Here is a 14,926-nt window from a genome sequence, read left to right on the forward strand (position 1 = left end):
GCAGCCGGTTAAGCCCTTGGTCGCAGAAACGCCCGTCGGGGTTTGATCTGGCGCGCGCCCGGGTCAACCTTCCCGTCAGGGAGAGCGAACATGTCACATATGGATCACGTCGATGCGCAGGCCGTGACGCATCTGGCGGCAAGCGTCGCGCAGGGGCTGGTCGGGCACGAACGGCTGGCCGAGCGGCTGGTGATCGCGCTGTTGGCCGGCGGCCATGTCCTGCTGGAGGGGCCGCCCGGCATCGCCAAGACCCGCGCCGTCAAGCGGCTGGCGGACTGCCTGTCGGGCAGCCATGCCCGCATCCAGGCGACGCCGGACCTGCTGCCCTCGGACCTGACCGGCACGCAGGTCTATCGCGCCGGCAGCGGCGGCTTCGACTTCGTGCCCGGCCCGATCTTTCATTCGCTGGTGCTGGTGGACGAGATCAACCGCGCCCCGCCCAAGGTGCAATCCGCGCTGCTGGAGGCGATGGCCGAGCACCAGGTCACGACCAGCGGCGTCACCCGGCCGCTGCCCGATCCCTTCATGGTCGTGGCCACGCAGAACCCGATCGAGCACGAGGGCACCTTCCCGCTGCCCGAGGCGCAGATGGACCGCTTCCTGCTGCACCTGCGGCTGGAGCTGCCCGATGCCGGGGCCGAGCGCGGCATCCTGGACCTGGTCGAGGCCGAAGGACTGGCGCCCGAACCCGGCCCGATGCAGCGCATCTCGGACGGGCAGATCCGGGCGGCGCGGCAGCAGGTGGCGGCGGTGCATCTGGCGCCGGTGCTCAAGGATTTCATCGTGCGGCTGGTGATGGCGACGCGGCCGGGCGGGGCGGTGCACGAATGGGTCGAGCACCCGGTCTCGCCGCGCGGCACGCTGGCCCTGGCGGCGGCGGTGCGGGCGCGGGCCTGGATGCAGGGCCGCGACCACGGCCTGCCCGAGGATGCCGAGGAACTGGCCGAGGACGCGCTGGCGCACCGGCTGATCCCCAGCTGGCGCGCCCAGGGCGAGGGGCGCAGCGGCCGCAGCCTGATCGCCGACGCCCTGCGCGCGGTGCGGCCGTGGTAGGGTTGCCGGCCGCGCTGGACCGGCCGGGCCTGCGGCTGACGGCGGCCGAGCTGATGGCGCTGCGCCCGCCGGCGCGGATGCAGCGCCAGCGTCCGGCCAGCCGCCGCCCCGGCGCCATCCCGGCGCGGGTGGCAGGACAGGGCATGGACCTGCGCGAGATCCGCGCCTTTGCCGAGGGCGACGACCTGCGCCGCATCGACCCGGCCGCCACTGCGCGCACCGGGCAGTTGCACGTCCGCAGCTTTCACGAGGATCGCGACGACAGCACGCTGCTGATCGCCGATTTCCGCCCCGCCATGCTGTGGGGCACCGGCACGGCGCTGCGCTCGGTCCGGGCGGCGCGGCATCTGGCGATGCTGGGCTGGCGGGCGGTCGGGCGCGGCGGCTCGGTCGGGCTGCTGGTGCTGGGCGCCGGCGCGGCCCTGGCGCTGAACCCGGCCGGGGGCGTGGCGCAGATGCAGGCCGTGGCGCTGGCCATGGCGCGCGGCCATGACGCGGCGCTGCTGGGACGGGTCGCCGGGGGCGCCGATGCCCCGGCGCTGGCCCCGGCGCTGGCTCAGGCCATGCGCATGCTGGCGCCGGGCGGGCGCGTCCATCTGGCGACGGGCCCCGAGGGGCCGGCCGGCGCCGATGCCGCCCTGCGCCGCCTGGCGCAAAGCCGGCGGTTCGAGCTGCATCTGGTGCTGGACCCGGCCGAGACCGCCCCGCCCGCCGCCGCGCTGGCGGTCAGCGACGGCAGCCACAGCCGCCACGGCCGGCTGTCGCGCCATGACCCGCAGCCGCTGCTGGCGCATCTGCGTGCCTTGGGCGCGCATTCCCGATTGGTGACGGACGATGACGCCGGCTGAGCTGGTGGCGCAACTGGCGCCCTCGCGCCTGCCGCCGGCCATGCAGGCGCCGGGCTGGCCGGAATACCTGGCGCTGTTCGGGCTGGGCCTGCTGGCCGGGCTGGTGCTGGCCTGGCTTTTGTCGCCGCTGCTGGGCCGGCGCGTGTCGAGGGCCGAACGGATCCGGCGCACCCGGGGCCTGCCGGCCGGCGAAAGGCTGCTGGCCATCGCCCGCATCCGGGGCGGCCTGCCGGCGGCGCTGCGCCCGGCGGCCTATGGCGCCGCCCCGCCGCCGCCCGATGCCGAGATCGAGCGCATCGCCAGGCGAGGTCGCTGATGGGTTTCGCCTTTCCGCTGGCCTTGGTCTTGCTGCCCCTGCCGCTGCTGATGCGGCTTTTGCCGCCGCGCGCGGCGCAGGGCGGGCTGCTGGTGCCGGCGCATGTGCTGGACGGCACCACGGGCGGCGCGGCGCGGCGCGGCTGGATGCTGGCGGCGCTGGCCTGGGCGTTGATGGTTCTGGCGCTGGCCGGGCCGCAGATGCAGCGGCAATCGGCGCTGCTGCCGGCCTCGGGGCGCGACATCGTGCTGGCGCTGGACCTGTCGGGCAGCATGGAGAAACAGGATTTCAGCCTGGACGGCCAGCCGGTGTCGCGGCTCGAGGCGGTCAAGCGGGTCGCCTCGGGCTTTGTCGCGGCGCGCAAGGGCGACCGGATCGGGCTGGTGGTCTTCGGCGACCGCGCCTATGTCGCGCAGCCGGTGACCTTCGACGTCGAGGCCGTGGCCCGCGCCATCGACGAGGCGCAGATCGGCATTTCCGGCCGCGCCACCGCGATTTCGGACGGGCTGGGCCTGGCGATGCGGCGGCTGATGGACAGCGATGCGCCCACGCGGGTGGTGGTGCTGCTCTCGGACGGGGTCGCGACCTCGGGCAAGGTCGGCGCGGTCGATGCGGCGCGGCTGGCGGCGACGCATGGCATCCGCGTCCACACCATCGCGCTGGGTCCCGACGACCTGGAAACCCGGCCGAAGTCGCGCGACGCGGTGGATGCCCGCATGCTGCGCGAGATGGCCGAGGCCTCGGGCGGGACCAGCTTCCGGGTGCGCGGCATGGAGGATCTGCGCGCTATGGCCGCGACGCTGGACCGGCTGGAGCCGAACCCGGCCGAGCGCCCGCCGCTGCGCTTCTGGCAATCGCTCTGGGCCTGGCCCGCGGCGCTGGCGCTGGCGCTGCTGGCGCTGATCGGATGGAGGCGCGGATGATCCTGCTGCGCCCCTGGTGGCTTGCGGTCCTGCCGCTGCTGGTGCTGGCGGCGTGGCTGCGCTGGCGACGCGGGCCGGATGCCGGCGGCTGGCAGGCGGTGTTGGCGCCGCCGATGCTGGCCGGGCTGGCGGCGCTTGGCCTGATCCGCGCCGCGCCGGGCTGGCTGCGGCTGCTGCCTTGGGCCGGCGGGCTGGCGCTGGCGCTGGGTCTGGCCGGGCCCGCGGTGCCGCGCGCCGATGCGCCGGTCTTTGCGCAAAGCGACGCGGTGGTGATCGCGATGGACCTGTCGGATTCGGTCCTGCGCGGCGGGCTGGCCGATGCGCAGGCGGGCGCCGCGCAGGTGATGGCGGCGCTGCCGGGCCGCCCGGTCGGGCTGATCCTCTATGCGGGCGAGGCCTATACCGCCGCCGCGCCCACCGCCGATCCGCGCGTGCTGGAAAGCCTGCTGGCGGTGCTGGACCGCGACACCATGCCCGGCAAGAGCAGCAATCCCGCCGCCGCGCTGGCGCTGGCAGGGCAGATGCTGGCGGGGTTGGCGCGGGGCGACCTGGTGCTGATCTCGGACGGCGGCGGCGTCGATGCGGCGGCCGAGGCCGAGGCGCAGCGGCTGCGCGCCGCGGGCGTGCAGGTGCAGGCGCTCAGCGTCGCGGGCGATCCCGCCGCCGATGCCGGGGCGCTGACGCGGATCGCGCGCCGGGTGGTGCCGGCGACGGCGCCGGGGCCGGTAGTGGCGGCGCTGGCGCGCTCGGCGCTGGGGGATGATCCGGCGATGCGGGCGCTGCAATACCGCGACCTTGGCCCCTGGATCGCGGCGCTGGCGTTGCTGCCGCTGCTCTGGCAGTTCCGGAGGCAGGCATGAGGCGGCTTCTCGCCCCCGCCGTCGCGCTGGCGCTGCTGGCGCTGGCCGGGCCGCAGGCCCTGGGGCGGGTGGCGCTGTGGGCCGGGCTGCCGGGCCTGGCCGCCCCGCTGCTGCCCGACCCGGCCGAGCGCGGCGTGGCGCTGTATCGCGCCGGCGCCTATCCGGCCGCCGATGCGGCCTTTGCCGCGGCCGGGCGGACCCAGACCTATAACCGCGGCCTGAGCCTGGCCGCCACCGGGGAATACGCGCTGGCGCGGGCCTATTTCGACGCGGTGCTGTTCGCCAATCCCGCCGATGCCGAGGCGCGCCGCAACCGCGAGGCGGTCAATGCGCTGATCCCGCCCGAGCGCGGCGACAGCAGCGTGCCCGGCCGCATCGCCGGCGCCGGCGGGCTGGGACCGGCCGGGCCGACCGAGACCACGACCTCGGGCGTGCTGATGATCAACTGGAAGCGCGACGTCGAGGCGCGCGGCATCGCCGCCAGCGACGAGTGGCTCGCGACGCTGGCCGACGATCCGGGCGAGTTCCTGCGCCTGCGGCTCAAGGCGGAATACGACCGCCGCGCCGCGCTTGGCCTGATCCGCCCGGCCGAGGGCGAGCCATGGTGAGGCTGCTGCTGCTTCTGCTGCTGCTCATCGCCGCGCCGGCCGCCGCGCAGGACCGGCTGCGCATCGAACTGCCCGAGGTCCACCCGGTGGTGGGCGAGATGATCCGCCTGACCGTGCGCGGGGAATATACCGGCTTCGTGGCGCTGGAAGAGATGATCTTCCCGGATTCGCCGGCCTATGACTGGATGCAGCTTCTGCCCGACGACTGGCGGCAGGAGCGGGTGAACGGCCTGCCGCGCCAGGTCTTCGAGCGCCAGATCGCGCTTATTCCGCGCCGGCCCGGCAACCTGGTCATCGGTCCGGTCACGCATCACCTGACCAAGGCCGACGGCGCTACGCGCAGCGTGGTCGATGTGACCGCCCCGGCGGTCTCGGTCGCCGTGGCGCCCTATCCGGCGCCGGGCCTGCCGCTGGCGGCGCGCAACCTGAAGGTCACGGACGAGCTGTCGGACGACCCGGCGCGGATCCGCGACAACCAGACCATCCGCCGCCGCATCACCATCACCGCCGAGGACACCATGGCGCATCTGCTGCCGACGCGCCCCGATCTGCGCGAAGCCTGGCTGATCAGCTTCACCGCGCCCGAGATCCGCGAGACTCGGCTGACCGAGCGCGGCCCGCTGGCCTTCGTGCAATGGGAATGGAGCCTGCGGCCGATCACCGGCGAACAGGGCACGCTGCCACCGATCCGGATTTCCTGGTTCGACCTAGCCAAGCGCGAGTTGCGCGGCGCGATCACCCAGCCGATCATCTTCGGCTATGGCTATGTCGGGGCGAATGTCGGCGGCGGCGCCCGGCTGACCGGCCCGTGGCTGGGCGGGGCCGCCGCCCTGGCCGGGCTGGCCGTGGCGCTGGCCTGGGCGCTGCGCGGCCAGGGACTGCGGGCGCCGGATTGGCGGCGCTGGCTGCCGAATCCGCATGCGGCGGCGCTGCGCCAGGCGGCGGCCGCCGGCGATCTGCTGGCGCTGCGCCACGCCGCCCGCGCCTATGCCGACCATGCCCGCCGCGCCGGCCGGCCGGTCGATCCGACGGCGCTGGAGCGGCTGGACCGGGCGATCTTCTCGCCCGAGGCAGGCGGTTTCGACACGGCGGCTTTCCTGCGCCAGATCCGCAAAGGTTAGCCGGCGGCTTTTGCCGTTTACAAGAACATTTCGCGAACATACCATGCCGCCATGGCACGGCGAACCCTGCAGCAGAAGCTGGCGATTCTTTCGGATGCGGCGAAATACGACGCCTCCTGCGCGTCGAGCGGCACCACGCGGCGCGATGCGCGCCAGGGCGGCATCGGCTCGGCCGGCGGCACCGGCATCTGCCACGCCTATACACCGGACGGGCGCTGCGTCAGCCTGTTGAAGATCCTGATGACGAATTTCTGCATCTACGACTGCGCCTATTGCGTGAACCGGGTCAGCAGCAATGTCGAGCGCGCCCGCTTCTCGCCCGAGGAAGTCGTCGGCCTGACGCTGGAATTCTATCGCCGCAACATGATCGAGGGGCTGTTTTTGTCCTCGGGCATCATCCGCAGCCCGGACCAGACCATGGGCGACATGGTCCGCATCGCGCGCATGCTGCGGGTCGAGCACGGCTTTCGCGGCTATATCCACCTGAAGACCATCCCCGAGGCGGCGCCCGAGTTGGTGGCCGAGGCCGGGCTGCTGGCCGACCGGCTGTCGGTCAATATCGAGCTGCCGCAGGACCAGAGCCTGCGCCGGCTGGCGCCGGAAAAGCGGCCCGAGACGATCCGCGCCGCCATGGCCGACATGCGGCTGGCGCGCGAGGCGGCAGCCGAGACCTCGCATCGCGGCAAGCGCCCGCCGCGCTTTGCCCCGGCCGGGCAATCGACGCAGATGATCGTCGGCGCCGATGCGACGCCCGACCGCGAGATCCTGCGCACTTCGGCCCGGCTTTACGCGGGCTATGACCTGAAGCGGGTGTATTATTCGGCCTTCAGCCCGATCCCGGATGCCTCGGCCACGCTGCCGCTGGTCAAGCCGCCGCTGCTGCGGGAACACCGGCTGTATCAGGCCGACTGGCTGATGCGCTTCTATGGTTTCGACGCCGAGGAGATCGGCGCGGCGCGGCCGGATGGCAACCTGGATCTGGCGCTGGACCCCAAGCTTGCCTGGGCCCTGGCGCATCGCGGCGACTTTCCGCTGGACGTGGCGCGGGCCACGCGCGAGCAATTGCTGCGCGTGCCGGGCTTCGGCACCCGCACCGTCGCCCGCATCCTGGCAGCGCGGCGCAACGGACCGCTGCGCTACGCTGACCTGTTGCGCATGGGGGCGGTGATGGCGAAGGCGCGGCCCTTCGTCACCCTGCCCGACTGGCAACCCGGCGCGCTGACCGACAGCGCCGGGCTGCACGCGCGTTTCGCGCCGGCGCCCGAGCAATTGTCGCTGTTCGGATGATCCGGGTCGAGCTGCCGCGTTTCGACCGGCTTGCTGCCTGGCGCGCAGCCGCCCGCCGGCTGGCCAGCGCCCGCATCCAACCGGGCGCCGTGACCTGGGCCGAGGCCGGGGCAGCGCCGGATCTGTTCGGCGCCGAACCGCTGCCGCCGCCGGGGCTCCATCCGGTCCGCGCCACGCCCGATTTCCTGGCGCTGTGCCGGCAGGTCGGATTCCACGGCGATCCGCAACGCTGGAGCCTGCTTTATACCGCGCTGCTGCGGGTGCAGGAACAGCGCGACCTGCTGGGCAATCCCGCCGATCCGCTGGTGATCCGCTTGCAGGCGCTGGCGCGTTCGGTGCGGCGCGACATTCACAAGATGCACGCCTTCCTGCGCTTTCACGAGCTGCCGGCGACCGGCCCGCGCCGCCGCTTCGCCGCCTGGTTCGAGCCGGAGCACCCGATCCTGCAAGCGGTCACGCCCTTCTTCGCCCGCCGCTTCGCCGACATGGACTGGCGCATCGTCACCCCCGAGGGCGTGGCGCATTTCGACGGCGCGCTGCGGTTTTCCGACCCGGTGCCGCGCCCCGACCTGCCGCCCGACGCCAGCCATGCGCTGTGGCAGACCTATTTCGCCAATATCTTCAACCCGGCGCGGATCAAGACCAGGGCGATGCGGTCCGAGATGCCGCTGAAATACTGGAAGAACCTGCCCGAAACCCGGCTGGTGCCGCAGATGCTGGCCGATGCGCCGCGCCGCGTCGCGGCCATGGCCGCGGCGGGGGCGAGCGAGGCGCCGGGCTTTGCCGCCAAGGTCACGGCCCGGCTGCGGCTGCCGACGGATGAGACCGCACCCGCGACTCTGGAACAGGCCGGCGCGCAGGCCGCGGCCTGCCAACGCTGCGATCTGTGCCACGCCGCGACCCGCACCGTCTGGGGCGAGGGTGATCCCGATGCCGCGCTGATGATCGTCGGCGAAGCGCCGGGCGATCACGAGGACCTGCGCGGCCGCCCCTTCGTAGGCCCCGCCGGGCAGCTTTTGCGCGCGGTGCTGGCCGAGGTCGGTCTGGACCCGGACCGGGCCTGGCTGACCAATGCCGTCAAGCATTTCAAATTCGCGCCGCAGGGCAAGCGGCGGCTGCACCGCAACCCCTCGGCTGCGGAAATCGATCATTGCCGCTGGTGGCTGAACCAAGAGCGGCGGCTGGTTGCGCCGCGCCTGACCGTTGCCCTGGGCGCCAGCGCCGCGCTGGCGCTGACCGGGCGCAAGGCGCCGCTGACCGCGCGGCGCGGCAGCGTCGAGCCGGCGCTGGACGGCGGGCCGGTGCTGCTGACTTGGCACCCGAGCCTGATCCTGCGCCTGCCCGCCGCCGAGGCCCGCGCGGCGCGCAGCGACTTCGCCGCCGACCTGGGCCGGGCGGCGGCGATGCTGGGGTCTCAGGCGAGGTCGCGCAGCTTGGGCTCGCGCGACCAGTAGCGGCGCTTGGCCATTTCGGGCAGGTCGGCATAGGGGCCGACGCCCTCGCCATCCCGGATGCCGGCGCGATCCAGGATCACCTGCGAGCCCTTGCAATGGCCGATGGCCTTGAGATGGGCGTGGGCATCCATGACGAAGGACAGCGCCGCCGCGTCGCTGGCCAGGCGCTGTGCCTCGTCCGGCGCCAGGATCATGCCGACGGCGTCGAACAGCACCGAGGGCGAGCCGGCCAGTTGGCCGTCCGCCGCTCGCTCGCCGCCCGTCAGCTTCAGCGGCCCGACCTTGGGGGCGATGGTGAAGACGGTGCCGCCCTCGGCCTCGATCCGCGCGATGAGCTCGTCGATGGCGGCGGCGTCCGAGCCCTCGCCGAACAGCAGCCCGACCTTGCGGCCCTGCAGGGTCTCGTGCCAGTTCTTCTGGATCGACAGCGCGTCGGACGGCGGCAGGTCCACCGGCGCGCGGAACGGCTCCGCGGCTGCGGGCAGGTCGATGGCAAGCCCCTTGGCAACGCGGCTGGCCAGATCCTCGTCGACATTGCGCAGGTGGCTGACAACGCGGCTGCGGACATGGTCCAGCCCGACCTTGGACAGCTCGAACACGAAGGCCGAGGCGATATGCGCCTGTTCGTTTTCCGTCTGCGAGCGCCAGAACAGCCGCGGCTGGCTGTAATGGTCACCGAAACTCTCGGCCCGGATGCGCAGCTTCTGGCCCTCGACCTCTTGCGGGACGGTGGTGAAGACCTGGCCATTGGCGCGCGGCCCGGTCACCTCGCCGGCCTGGTCGAGGCTGTTCGGCTCGTAATTGGCGCGGCCCTTGGGCACCTGGGTCTGCATCATGCCGTCGCGCATCATGTTGGCATAGGGGCATTTCGGTGTATTCACCGGGATCTGGTGGAAATTCGTCGTGCCCAGCCGCGACTTCTGCGTATCGAGATAGGAAAACAGCCGCCCCTGCAGCAGCGGATCGTCGGTGAAGTCGATGCCCGGCACGACGTTCGAAGGCATGAAGGCCACTTGTTCGGTCTCGGCGAAGAAATTGTCGGGGTTGCGGTCCAGCACCAGCCGGCCGACCACGCGCAGCGGCACCACCTCCTCGGGGATGATCTTGGTCGCATCGAGCACGTCATAGGGCAGGCTGTCCGCCAGTTCCTGGCCGAAGATCTGCACCCCCAAGTCCCATTCCGGAAAGTCGCCGGCCTCGATCGCCTCATGCAGGTCGCGGCGGTGATAGTCGTTGTCGGCGCCCTGCAGCTTGGCGCTTTCGTCCCAGACCAGCGACTGCACCCCCAGCCGCGGCTTCCAGTGGAACTTGACGAATTGCGCCTGGCCCTGCGCGTTCACCAGCTTGAAGGTGTGGATGCCGAAGCCCTGCATCATGCGGAAGCTGCGCGGGATGGCGCGGTCGGACATGGCCCAGATCACCGTGTGCAGCGTTTCGGGCATCAGCGAGACGAAGTCCCAGAATGTGTCATGCGCCGTCGCGGCCTGGGGATAGCCGCGGTCGGCCTCCATCTTGACCGAATGCACCAGGTCGGGGAATTTCAGCGCGTCCTGGATGAAGAAGACCGGGATATTGTTGCCGACCAGGTCCCAATTGCCTTGGTCGGTGTAGAATTTCACCGCGAAGCCGCGGACGTCGCGCGGCGTGTCGACCGAGCCCGCGCCCCCGGCCACGGTCGAGAAGCGCACGAAGACCGTCGTGCGCTTGCCCATTTCGGAAAGCAGGCTGGCGCGGGTCAGCTCGGGGATCGGGTCGGTGCATTCGAAATAGCCATGCGCGCCCGAGCCGCGGGCGTGGACGATGCGCTCGGGGATGCGTTCGTGGTCGAAGTGGAAGATCTTCTCGCGCAGCAGGAAGTCCTCGAGCAGCGTCGGGCCGCGCGCGCCGGCGCGCAGGCTGTTCTGGTTGTCCGCGATCGGGATGCCGTGGTTGGTGGTCAGCCCGCTGCCGATCTGCTGCGTCTCGCCGCCGGTACCGCGGGTGGTGTCATAGGAGTTCTCAGCCATCTGTCCTGCCTTTGAAGGGTGGGTGCGGCCATGGCGCAGCCGGGGCCAGCCGCCGATGCGGGGCCAACGTCCGCGGGCGGGCAGGGTTCCTCGCGATGCGGCTCAGAGCTCGTCGAAAGCGGCGAGCGCCTTGGCGGCATAGACGGTTCCAGGGCCGCCGGACATCTCGACGGCCACGGCTAGCACCTCGAGGAGCTCGGCACGGTCGGCGCCCTGGGTCTTGGCCTCGCTGGCGTGAAAGACCACGCAATCCTCGCAGCCGCGGCCGATGGCGACGGCGAGCGCGATCATCTCCTTCATCGCCGGGGCGACCCGGCCCTCGCGGCCGGCGGCGGTCATCAGCCCGCGAAAGGCGGACATGGTTTTGGGATCGGCCTTGTAGAGCGCGGCGGCGCGGGCGTTCATCTCGGACAGTTTCTGCTTCGCGGTCATGTCGGCACCATGCTGGGTTTGATGCCGCCATTTAAGCCAAGCCTGACGAAGGGAAAAAGCTCGGTGGTTCGGAGCGCGTCGAAGGGCATTTCGTAGAGGCCGGAGCCTCAAAGGGCCGACAGTTCATATCCGCAGAATGTGTGCTTTATGCGGATCACTGGAACGGTCTACTCCTAGCGCCCTGGAAATTGCCAATTGGCAATTTCTAGAGCGGGTTCTTCTCGGCATAGCTGCGGAAGAAGGCGAGATAGGCGCGGTCGGGGTCCTTGGCCGGCTCCTTGCGGGCGCTCCATTCCCGCCATTCGCTTTCGACGAAATAGATGTCGTATCCGGGGTGGCGCAGGCGGGCCGTTTCATAGGTCGCGGTCTGCAAGGCCGGTCCGCGCGATTCCAGCCAGCCGGGCCGGGGACGGCTCTCAGGGGCGGGGCGGACCTCTTCGGTGCGGCCTTCGGCCTTGACCCGGCGCCCGACCTTCGAGAATTGCAGGGCGCGATCCGCCGCGCCGCTGGCATCGCCATCCTTGCGCCACCAGCGCATCTCGACATGGGTCACGGCGCGGCCGGTCTTGATCGGCAGGATCTCGACGAGGAAGTCCGAAAGCGCATTCACCTCGGCCACCGCCGGGTCGATGGCGCGCAGCTTCAGGTTCGACCAGGACGAAAGCTTACCTTTCGGGACGCCCATGATGCCGCGCAGGGCCTCGAGCGTGAAGCGTTCCGAAGCCTTCCAGCGCAGGTTGCCGCGCTTTTGCACCATCTCGTAAAGCGTTAGCGCGTATTTCGAGGACAGCGCGAACATGACCTCGCGCTGCAGCCGGGCAAAGACCTGGCTGTTGCGGATGATCTTGCGCAGCCGCGCCGGGATCTCATACTCCAGCAAGCCGTCGCTGCGGCCGCTTTCCAGGTTGCCGCCCAGCAGTTGCACGCGCTCGATGGCGGGCTCGCCGTCCCAGATCACCGCCACCTTGACGATGGCGGACATCAGCCGCTCCAGGCTTTCGCCCACCCTGTCGTTGGAATTGTGGCTGCCACGCAGGGTGGATTTGGAAATCACGTGGGTCACCGGCTTGTCGATCGCCTCCCAGGCGTTCTCGAGCAGCTGGTTATAGATGCGGCGGTCGTTTAACGTCAGCGGCGTGACCTCGATCAGATCGACCAATTCGCCCGGCTTCACCAGGCTGTCGGCGTTCGGGCGCGCCTCCACCGTGCGTATCCGGGTCTCAGCCATGTTCCCCTACATCAAAGACCTTACTTTTGTATTCGAGAGAACGTAAGTTTTCAAGCGTCGGGGTGGACGGCGGGGCGGGCGAACCCAAAAAGTAAGCGCTAGTCGCATGGACCGCCACCAGGCGATTCGCAGCCTCTTGCTTTTGCTGGCCTTTTTCCTACGCAAATCGCCGGTTTTCGAGTCACCCGAAATGTAAGGCGACGCCGCATCCCCGATTGTAAGCCATAGCCACCCGATCCGTAAGCGCCGCCATCCCGAAAAGAATCGCGAACCATCCCGAATCGTAAGTTTTGCGGGGAATACCGCAGCATTTCCAAGGTCTAGGCGGGAATGAATCCTGAATCTGATGAATCTGAACCCAGCGAGTGTTTTTTATCCACAAGATCAGGATTGCCGGATGGCCACCGCACCGCGAAAGACTTACAAATGGGGATGGCTTGCACCGGAGGGTTACGGAAAGGCCTGGGCCTTTCCGGGCAACTTGCGGCGCTGACAGCGCACCCACCTCGCTATCGCTTTCTGCGGAGCATCGTCCCAAAAACCGAACTTTACGCCTCCGGGCGTTTCGGCCATAGTGCGGCAACCCGAGCAGCAAAGTCATCCCATGAATCCCGCGATTTCCCCCGTTACCCTGGACGAATTGGCCGTGCTGAGCCAGCGCGCCTCGACCGTCATCGAACGCCTGCGCGAGCGCGTCTTCGCGCCCGGCACGCAGAAGCAGCTCGATCTGCTGTTCAACGTGCGCACCGCGGCCGAGATGGTTGGCCGCTCGGAAAAGGCGATCCGCGACGCAGAAGCCGACGGCCGCCTGCCCGAGCCGACCAAGGATGCCGCCACCAATCGCCGCAACGGCTATACCCTGGCCGAGGTCAACCGCATGCGCGAGGTCTTTGGCACCATGCCGCACCGCGCGCCCGAAGATGCGCCGCTGGTCATGGCGGTGCAGAATTTCAAGGGCGGTGTCGGGAAATCGACCGTGGTGGTGCATCTGGCGCAGTATTTCGCACTAAAGGGCTATCGGGTCTGCGTCATCGACTGCGATTCGCAAGCCTCGACCACGGCGGTTTTCGGGCTGAATCCCGATGTTGACGTGGATGAGGAAGAGGACACGCTCTATCCCTTCCTGCAGCACGGCGGGCCGAAATCGCTGCATTATGCTCTGCGCTCGACCTATTGGCCCGGCATCGCGCTGATCCCGGCGAATCTGGGGCTTTACGATGCCGAATATGAATTCGCGGCGCGCATGGCGCGCGATCCGACCTTCATCCTGGACCGGCTGCGCGAGGGTGTCGCCTCGATCGCCGACCAGTTCGACATCATCCTGCTGGACCCGCCGCCTGCGCTTGGCATGCTGTCGCTGTCGGTGCTGCGCGCGGCCAATGCGCTGCTGATCCCGGCGCCGCCGAACAATATCGACTTCGCCTCGACCGCGCATTTCCTGAAGATGATGGAATCGACCCTGGCCGAACTGGCCCGGCACGGCGGCGCGCGGGAATACAGCTTCGTCAAAATTCTGACGTCCAAGATGAACGACCAGAAATCGGCGCATCAGGCGATCAAGCGCATGATGGACGCGGTGTTTCCGCAGGACATGCTGAACGCCGCGCTGAAGGATTCGGCCGAGATCGACAACGCCACCGCCAACCTGATGACCGTCTATGAGCTGACCGGCCCCGCCACGCGGACCGAGACGCACAAGCGCTGCCGCGCCTATCTGGACGCCGTGGGCCGCGAGGTCGAGTTGCTGATCCGCAAGACCTGGCCCAGCCATCACCGCCAATTGCGCAAGGAGGGCCTGCTGTGAGCAAGCGCCATGATGCGATCTTCGACGACGTGCTGAAGGACCTGTCGGCGCCGGCCGCCAGCGACAAGGCCGGCGCCCGCTTCCTGAAACGCAGCAACGCGCTGGCCGAGAGCGGCGAGCGCGAGGAGAAGGTGCTGCGCTGGGTCGACCCCGCAACCTGCGTGATGTGGGCCCGGCACAACCGCGCCTATGACCTGCTGAACGAGGACAACTGCCGCGACCTGATCGACAGCCTGAAGGCGCAGGGCCAGCAGGAGTTCCCGGCCATCGTGCGCAAGCTGCCGGCGGGGCATGGCGCGGAATACGAGGTGATCTGCGGCGCGCGGCGGCATTTCGCCATCAGCTGGCTGCGGGCGAACAACTACGCCCAGTTCCGCTATCTGGTCGAGGTGCGCGACCTGACCGACGAAGAGGCTTTCCGCCTGGCCGATATCGAGAACCGCGACCGCGCCGATCTCAGCGATTACGAACGGGCGCGCGACTATCTCCAGGCGCTCGACATCTATTACGGCGGCAAGCAGAAGACGATGGCGGCGCGGCTCGAGGTGTCCGAGGCCTGGCTCTCGCGCTATCTGCATCTGGCCCGGCTGCCGCAACCGATCCTCGATGCCTGGCCGCGCCTGACCGAGATCAAAGAGCTGCACGCCCGCAGCGTCCGGCCGCTGTTGCAAGATGCCGAGGAGAAGGTGCTGGCCGAAGCCCGCGCCATCGCCGCCGAGCAGGCGCGCGCGCGGGCAGGGCAGGGCGCCCATGTGCCGGTGCCCCGTGTGCTGGCGCGGCTGAAAGAGGCAGCGCATGGCGCCACGCCCGCGGCCGAGAAGCAGGTCCAGGGGCCGTTGGCCGTCGAACGGCGCGGCAAGAAGATCCGGCTGGAGTTCCCGGATACCCTGTCCGAGGCGGATCTGCGGGCCGCGCTGGACGGTTTTCTTGAGGAACATTTCCGGCAATGAACCGGATTGCCAATTGGCAATTTCCGGAACAATGCA

General features: G+C 70.0%; 14 protein-coding genes. 11 read left to right on the forward strand and 3 right to left on the reverse strand.

Annotation, left to right across the window (positions count from 1 at the left end):
• Nucleotides 1-90: 90 nt before the first annotated feature.
• Genes ASV56_RS21610 through ASV56_RS21650 form a run of 9 tightly spaced genes read left to right on the forward strand, consistent with a single transcriptional unit; the run spans nucleotide 91 to nucleotide 8,470 of the window.
• Nucleotides 91-1,053: an AAA family ATPase gene (locus ASV56_RS21610; RefSeq protein WP_026155584.1), complete on the forward strand. Its 963-nt coding sequence runs from the start codon at nucleotides 91-93 to the stop codon at nucleotides 1,051-1,053.
• A complete protein-coding gene (locus ASV56_RS21615) occupies nucleotides 1,047-1,901 on the forward strand; it encodes a DUF58 domain-containing protein (protein ID WP_082724963.1) in 855 nt (284 codons plus the stop codon). Before ASV56_RS21610 ends, ASV56_RS21615 begins: the two co-directional genes overlap by 7 nt.
• Nucleotides 1,888-2,217 carry a hypothetical protein gene (locus ASV56_RS21620; RefSeq protein WP_062564023.1) on the forward strand — a complete coding sequence of 110 codons (330 nt, stop codon included), beginning with the start codon at nucleotides 1,888-1,890 and terminating at the stop codon, nucleotides 2,215-2,217. The genes ASV56_RS21615 and ASV56_RS21620 overlap by 14 nt, the downstream gene beginning before the upstream one ends.
• Nucleotides 2,217-3,140: a VWA domain-containing protein gene (locus tag ASV56_RS21625; protein WP_062564024.1), complete on the forward strand. Its 924-nt coding sequence runs from the start codon at nucleotides 2,217-2,219 to the stop codon at nucleotides 3,138-3,140. Before ASV56_RS21620 ends, ASV56_RS21625 begins: the two co-directional genes overlap by 1 nt.
• Nucleotides 3,137-4,000: a vWA domain-containing protein gene (locus ASV56_RS21630; RefSeq protein WP_062564069.1), complete on the forward strand. Its 864-nt coding sequence runs from the start codon at nucleotides 3,137-3,139 to the stop codon at nucleotides 3,998-4,000. Before ASV56_RS21625 ends, ASV56_RS21630 begins: the two co-directional genes overlap by 4 nt.
• Nucleotides 3,997-4,608, forward strand: a complete 612-nt coding sequence (locus ASV56_RS21635; protein WP_062564025.1) for a hypothetical protein — start codon at nucleotides 3,997-3,999, stop codon at nucleotides 4,606-4,608. The genes ASV56_RS21630 and ASV56_RS21635 overlap by 4 nt, the downstream gene beginning before the upstream one ends.
• On the forward strand, nucleotides 4,602-5,729 hold the full coding sequence (locus ASV56_RS21640; RefSeq protein ID WP_062564026.1) for a BatD family protein: 1,128 nt from the start codon (nucleotides 4,602-4,604) through the stop codon (nucleotides 5,727-5,729). The genes ASV56_RS21635 and ASV56_RS21640 overlap by 7 nt, the downstream gene beginning before the upstream one ends.
• 51 nt (nucleotides 5,730-5,780) lie before the next feature.
• Nucleotides 5,781-7,016 carry a putative DNA modification/repair radical SAM protein gene (locus ASV56_RS21645; protein ID WP_062564027.1) on the forward strand — a complete coding sequence of 412 codons (1,236 nt, stop codon included), beginning with the start codon at nucleotides 5,781-5,783 and terminating at the stop codon, nucleotides 7,014-7,016.
• Nucleotides 7,013-8,470 (forward strand): UdgX family uracil-DNA binding protein, encoded by a 1,458-nt coding sequence (locus ASV56_RS21650; protein ID WP_062564028.1) that lies wholly within the window; start codon nucleotides 7,013-7,015, stop codon nucleotides 8,468-8,470. Before ASV56_RS21645 ends, ASV56_RS21650 begins: the two co-directional genes overlap by 4 nt.
• On the opposite strand, the gene ASV56_RS21655 is transcribed toward ASV56_RS21650, so the two are convergent.
• The 3 genes from ASV56_RS21655 to ASV56_RS21665 form a co-directional block, all read right to left on the reverse strand.
• Complete coding sequence (locus ASV56_RS21655; protein ID WP_062564029.1) at nucleotides 8,431-10,476, reverse strand: catalase; 2,046 nt, start codon at nucleotides 10,474-10,476, stop codon at nucleotides 8,431-8,433. The genes ASV56_RS21650 and ASV56_RS21655 overlap by 40 nt on opposite strands.
• 102 nt (nucleotides 10,477-10,578) lie before the next feature.
• Entirely contained in the window at nucleotides 10,579-10,908 is a 330-nt protein-coding gene (locus ASV56_RS21660) for a carboxymuconolactone decarboxylase family protein (protein WP_062564030.1), read from the reverse strand.
• Between the two features lie 205 nt (nucleotides 10,909-11,113).
• Entirely contained in the window at nucleotides 11,114-12,136 is a 1,023-nt protein-coding gene (locus tag ASV56_RS21665; protein ID WP_062564031.1) for a replication initiation protein, read from the reverse strand.
• A 604-nt stretch (nucleotides 12,137-12,740) separates the two neighbouring features.
• On the opposite strand from ASV56_RS21665, the gene ASV56_RS21670 reads away from it, so the two are divergent.
• Together ASV56_RS21670 and ASV56_RS21675 are read left to right on the forward strand one after the other, a co-directional pair.
• Complete coding sequence (locus ASV56_RS21670) at nucleotides 12,741-13,940, forward strand: AAA family ATPase (protein WP_062564032.1); 1,200 nt, start codon at nucleotides 12,741-12,743, stop codon at nucleotides 13,938-13,940.
• The gene (locus ASV56_RS21675; protein WP_062564033.1) at nucleotides 13,937-14,890 is read left to right on the forward strand and encodes a ParB/RepB/Spo0J family partition protein; all 954 of its coding nucleotides are present in this window, start codon (nucleotides 13,937-13,939) and stop codon (nucleotides 14,888-14,890) included. Before ASV56_RS21670 ends, ASV56_RS21675 begins: the two co-directional genes overlap by 4 nt.
• The last annotated feature ends 36 nt before the right edge of the window (nucleotides 14,891-14,926 follow it).

Origin of the sequence: Paracoccus aminovorans (assembly GCF_001546115.1) — a bacterium.
GTDB lineage: Bacteria > Pseudomonadota > Alphaproteobacteria > Rhodobacterales > Rhodobacteraceae > Paracoccus > Paracoccus aminovorans_B.

Coding starts and splice junctions, on each gene's coding strand:
- ASV56_RS21660 (WP_062564030.1), bottom strand. CDS start 10,908: ATGACCGCGAAGCAGAAACTGTCCGAGATGAACGCCCGCGCCGCCGCG.
- ASV56_RS21620 (WP_062564023.1), top strand. CDS start 1,888: ATGACGCCGGCTGAGCTGGTGGCGCAACTGGCGCCCTCGCGCCTGCCG.
- ASV56_RS21665 (WP_062564031.1), bottom strand. CDS start 12,136: ATGGCTGAGACCCGGATACGCACGGTGGAGGCGCGCCCGAACGCCGAC.
- ASV56_RS21645 (WP_062564027.1), top strand. CDS start 5,781: ATGGCACGGCGAACCCTGCAGCAGAAGCTGGCGATTCTTTCGGATGCG.
- ASV56_RS21630 (WP_062564069.1), top strand. CDS start 3,137: ATGATCCTGCTGCGCCCCTGGTGGCTTGCGGTCCTGCCGCTGCTGGTG.
- ASV56_RS21670 (WP_062564032.1), top strand. CDS start 12,741: ATGAATCCCGCGATTTCCCCCGTTACCCTGGACGAATTGGCCGTGCTG.
- ASV56_RS21635 (WP_062564025.1), top strand. CDS start 3,997: ATGAGGCGGCTTCTCGCCCCCGCCGTCGCGCTGGCGCTGCTGGCGCTG.
- ASV56_RS21610 (WP_026155584.1), top strand. CDS start 91: ATGTCACATATGGATCACGTCGATGCGCAGGCCGTGACGCATCTGGCG.
- ASV56_RS21640 (WP_062564026.1), top strand. CDS start 4,602: ATGGTGAGGCTGCTGCTGCTTCTGCTGCTGCTCATCGCCGCGCCGGCC.
- ASV56_RS21650 (WP_062564028.1), top strand. CDS start 7,013: ATGATCCGGGTCGAGCTGCCGCGTTTCGACCGGCTTGCTGCCTGGCGC.
- ASV56_RS21625 (WP_062564024.1), top strand. CDS start 2,217: ATGGGTTTCGCCTTTCCGCTGGCCTTGGTCTTGCTGCCCCTGCCGCTG.
- ASV56_RS21655 (WP_062564029.1), bottom strand. CDS start 10,476: ATGGCTGAGAACTCCTATGACACCACCCGCGGTACCGGCGGCGAGACG.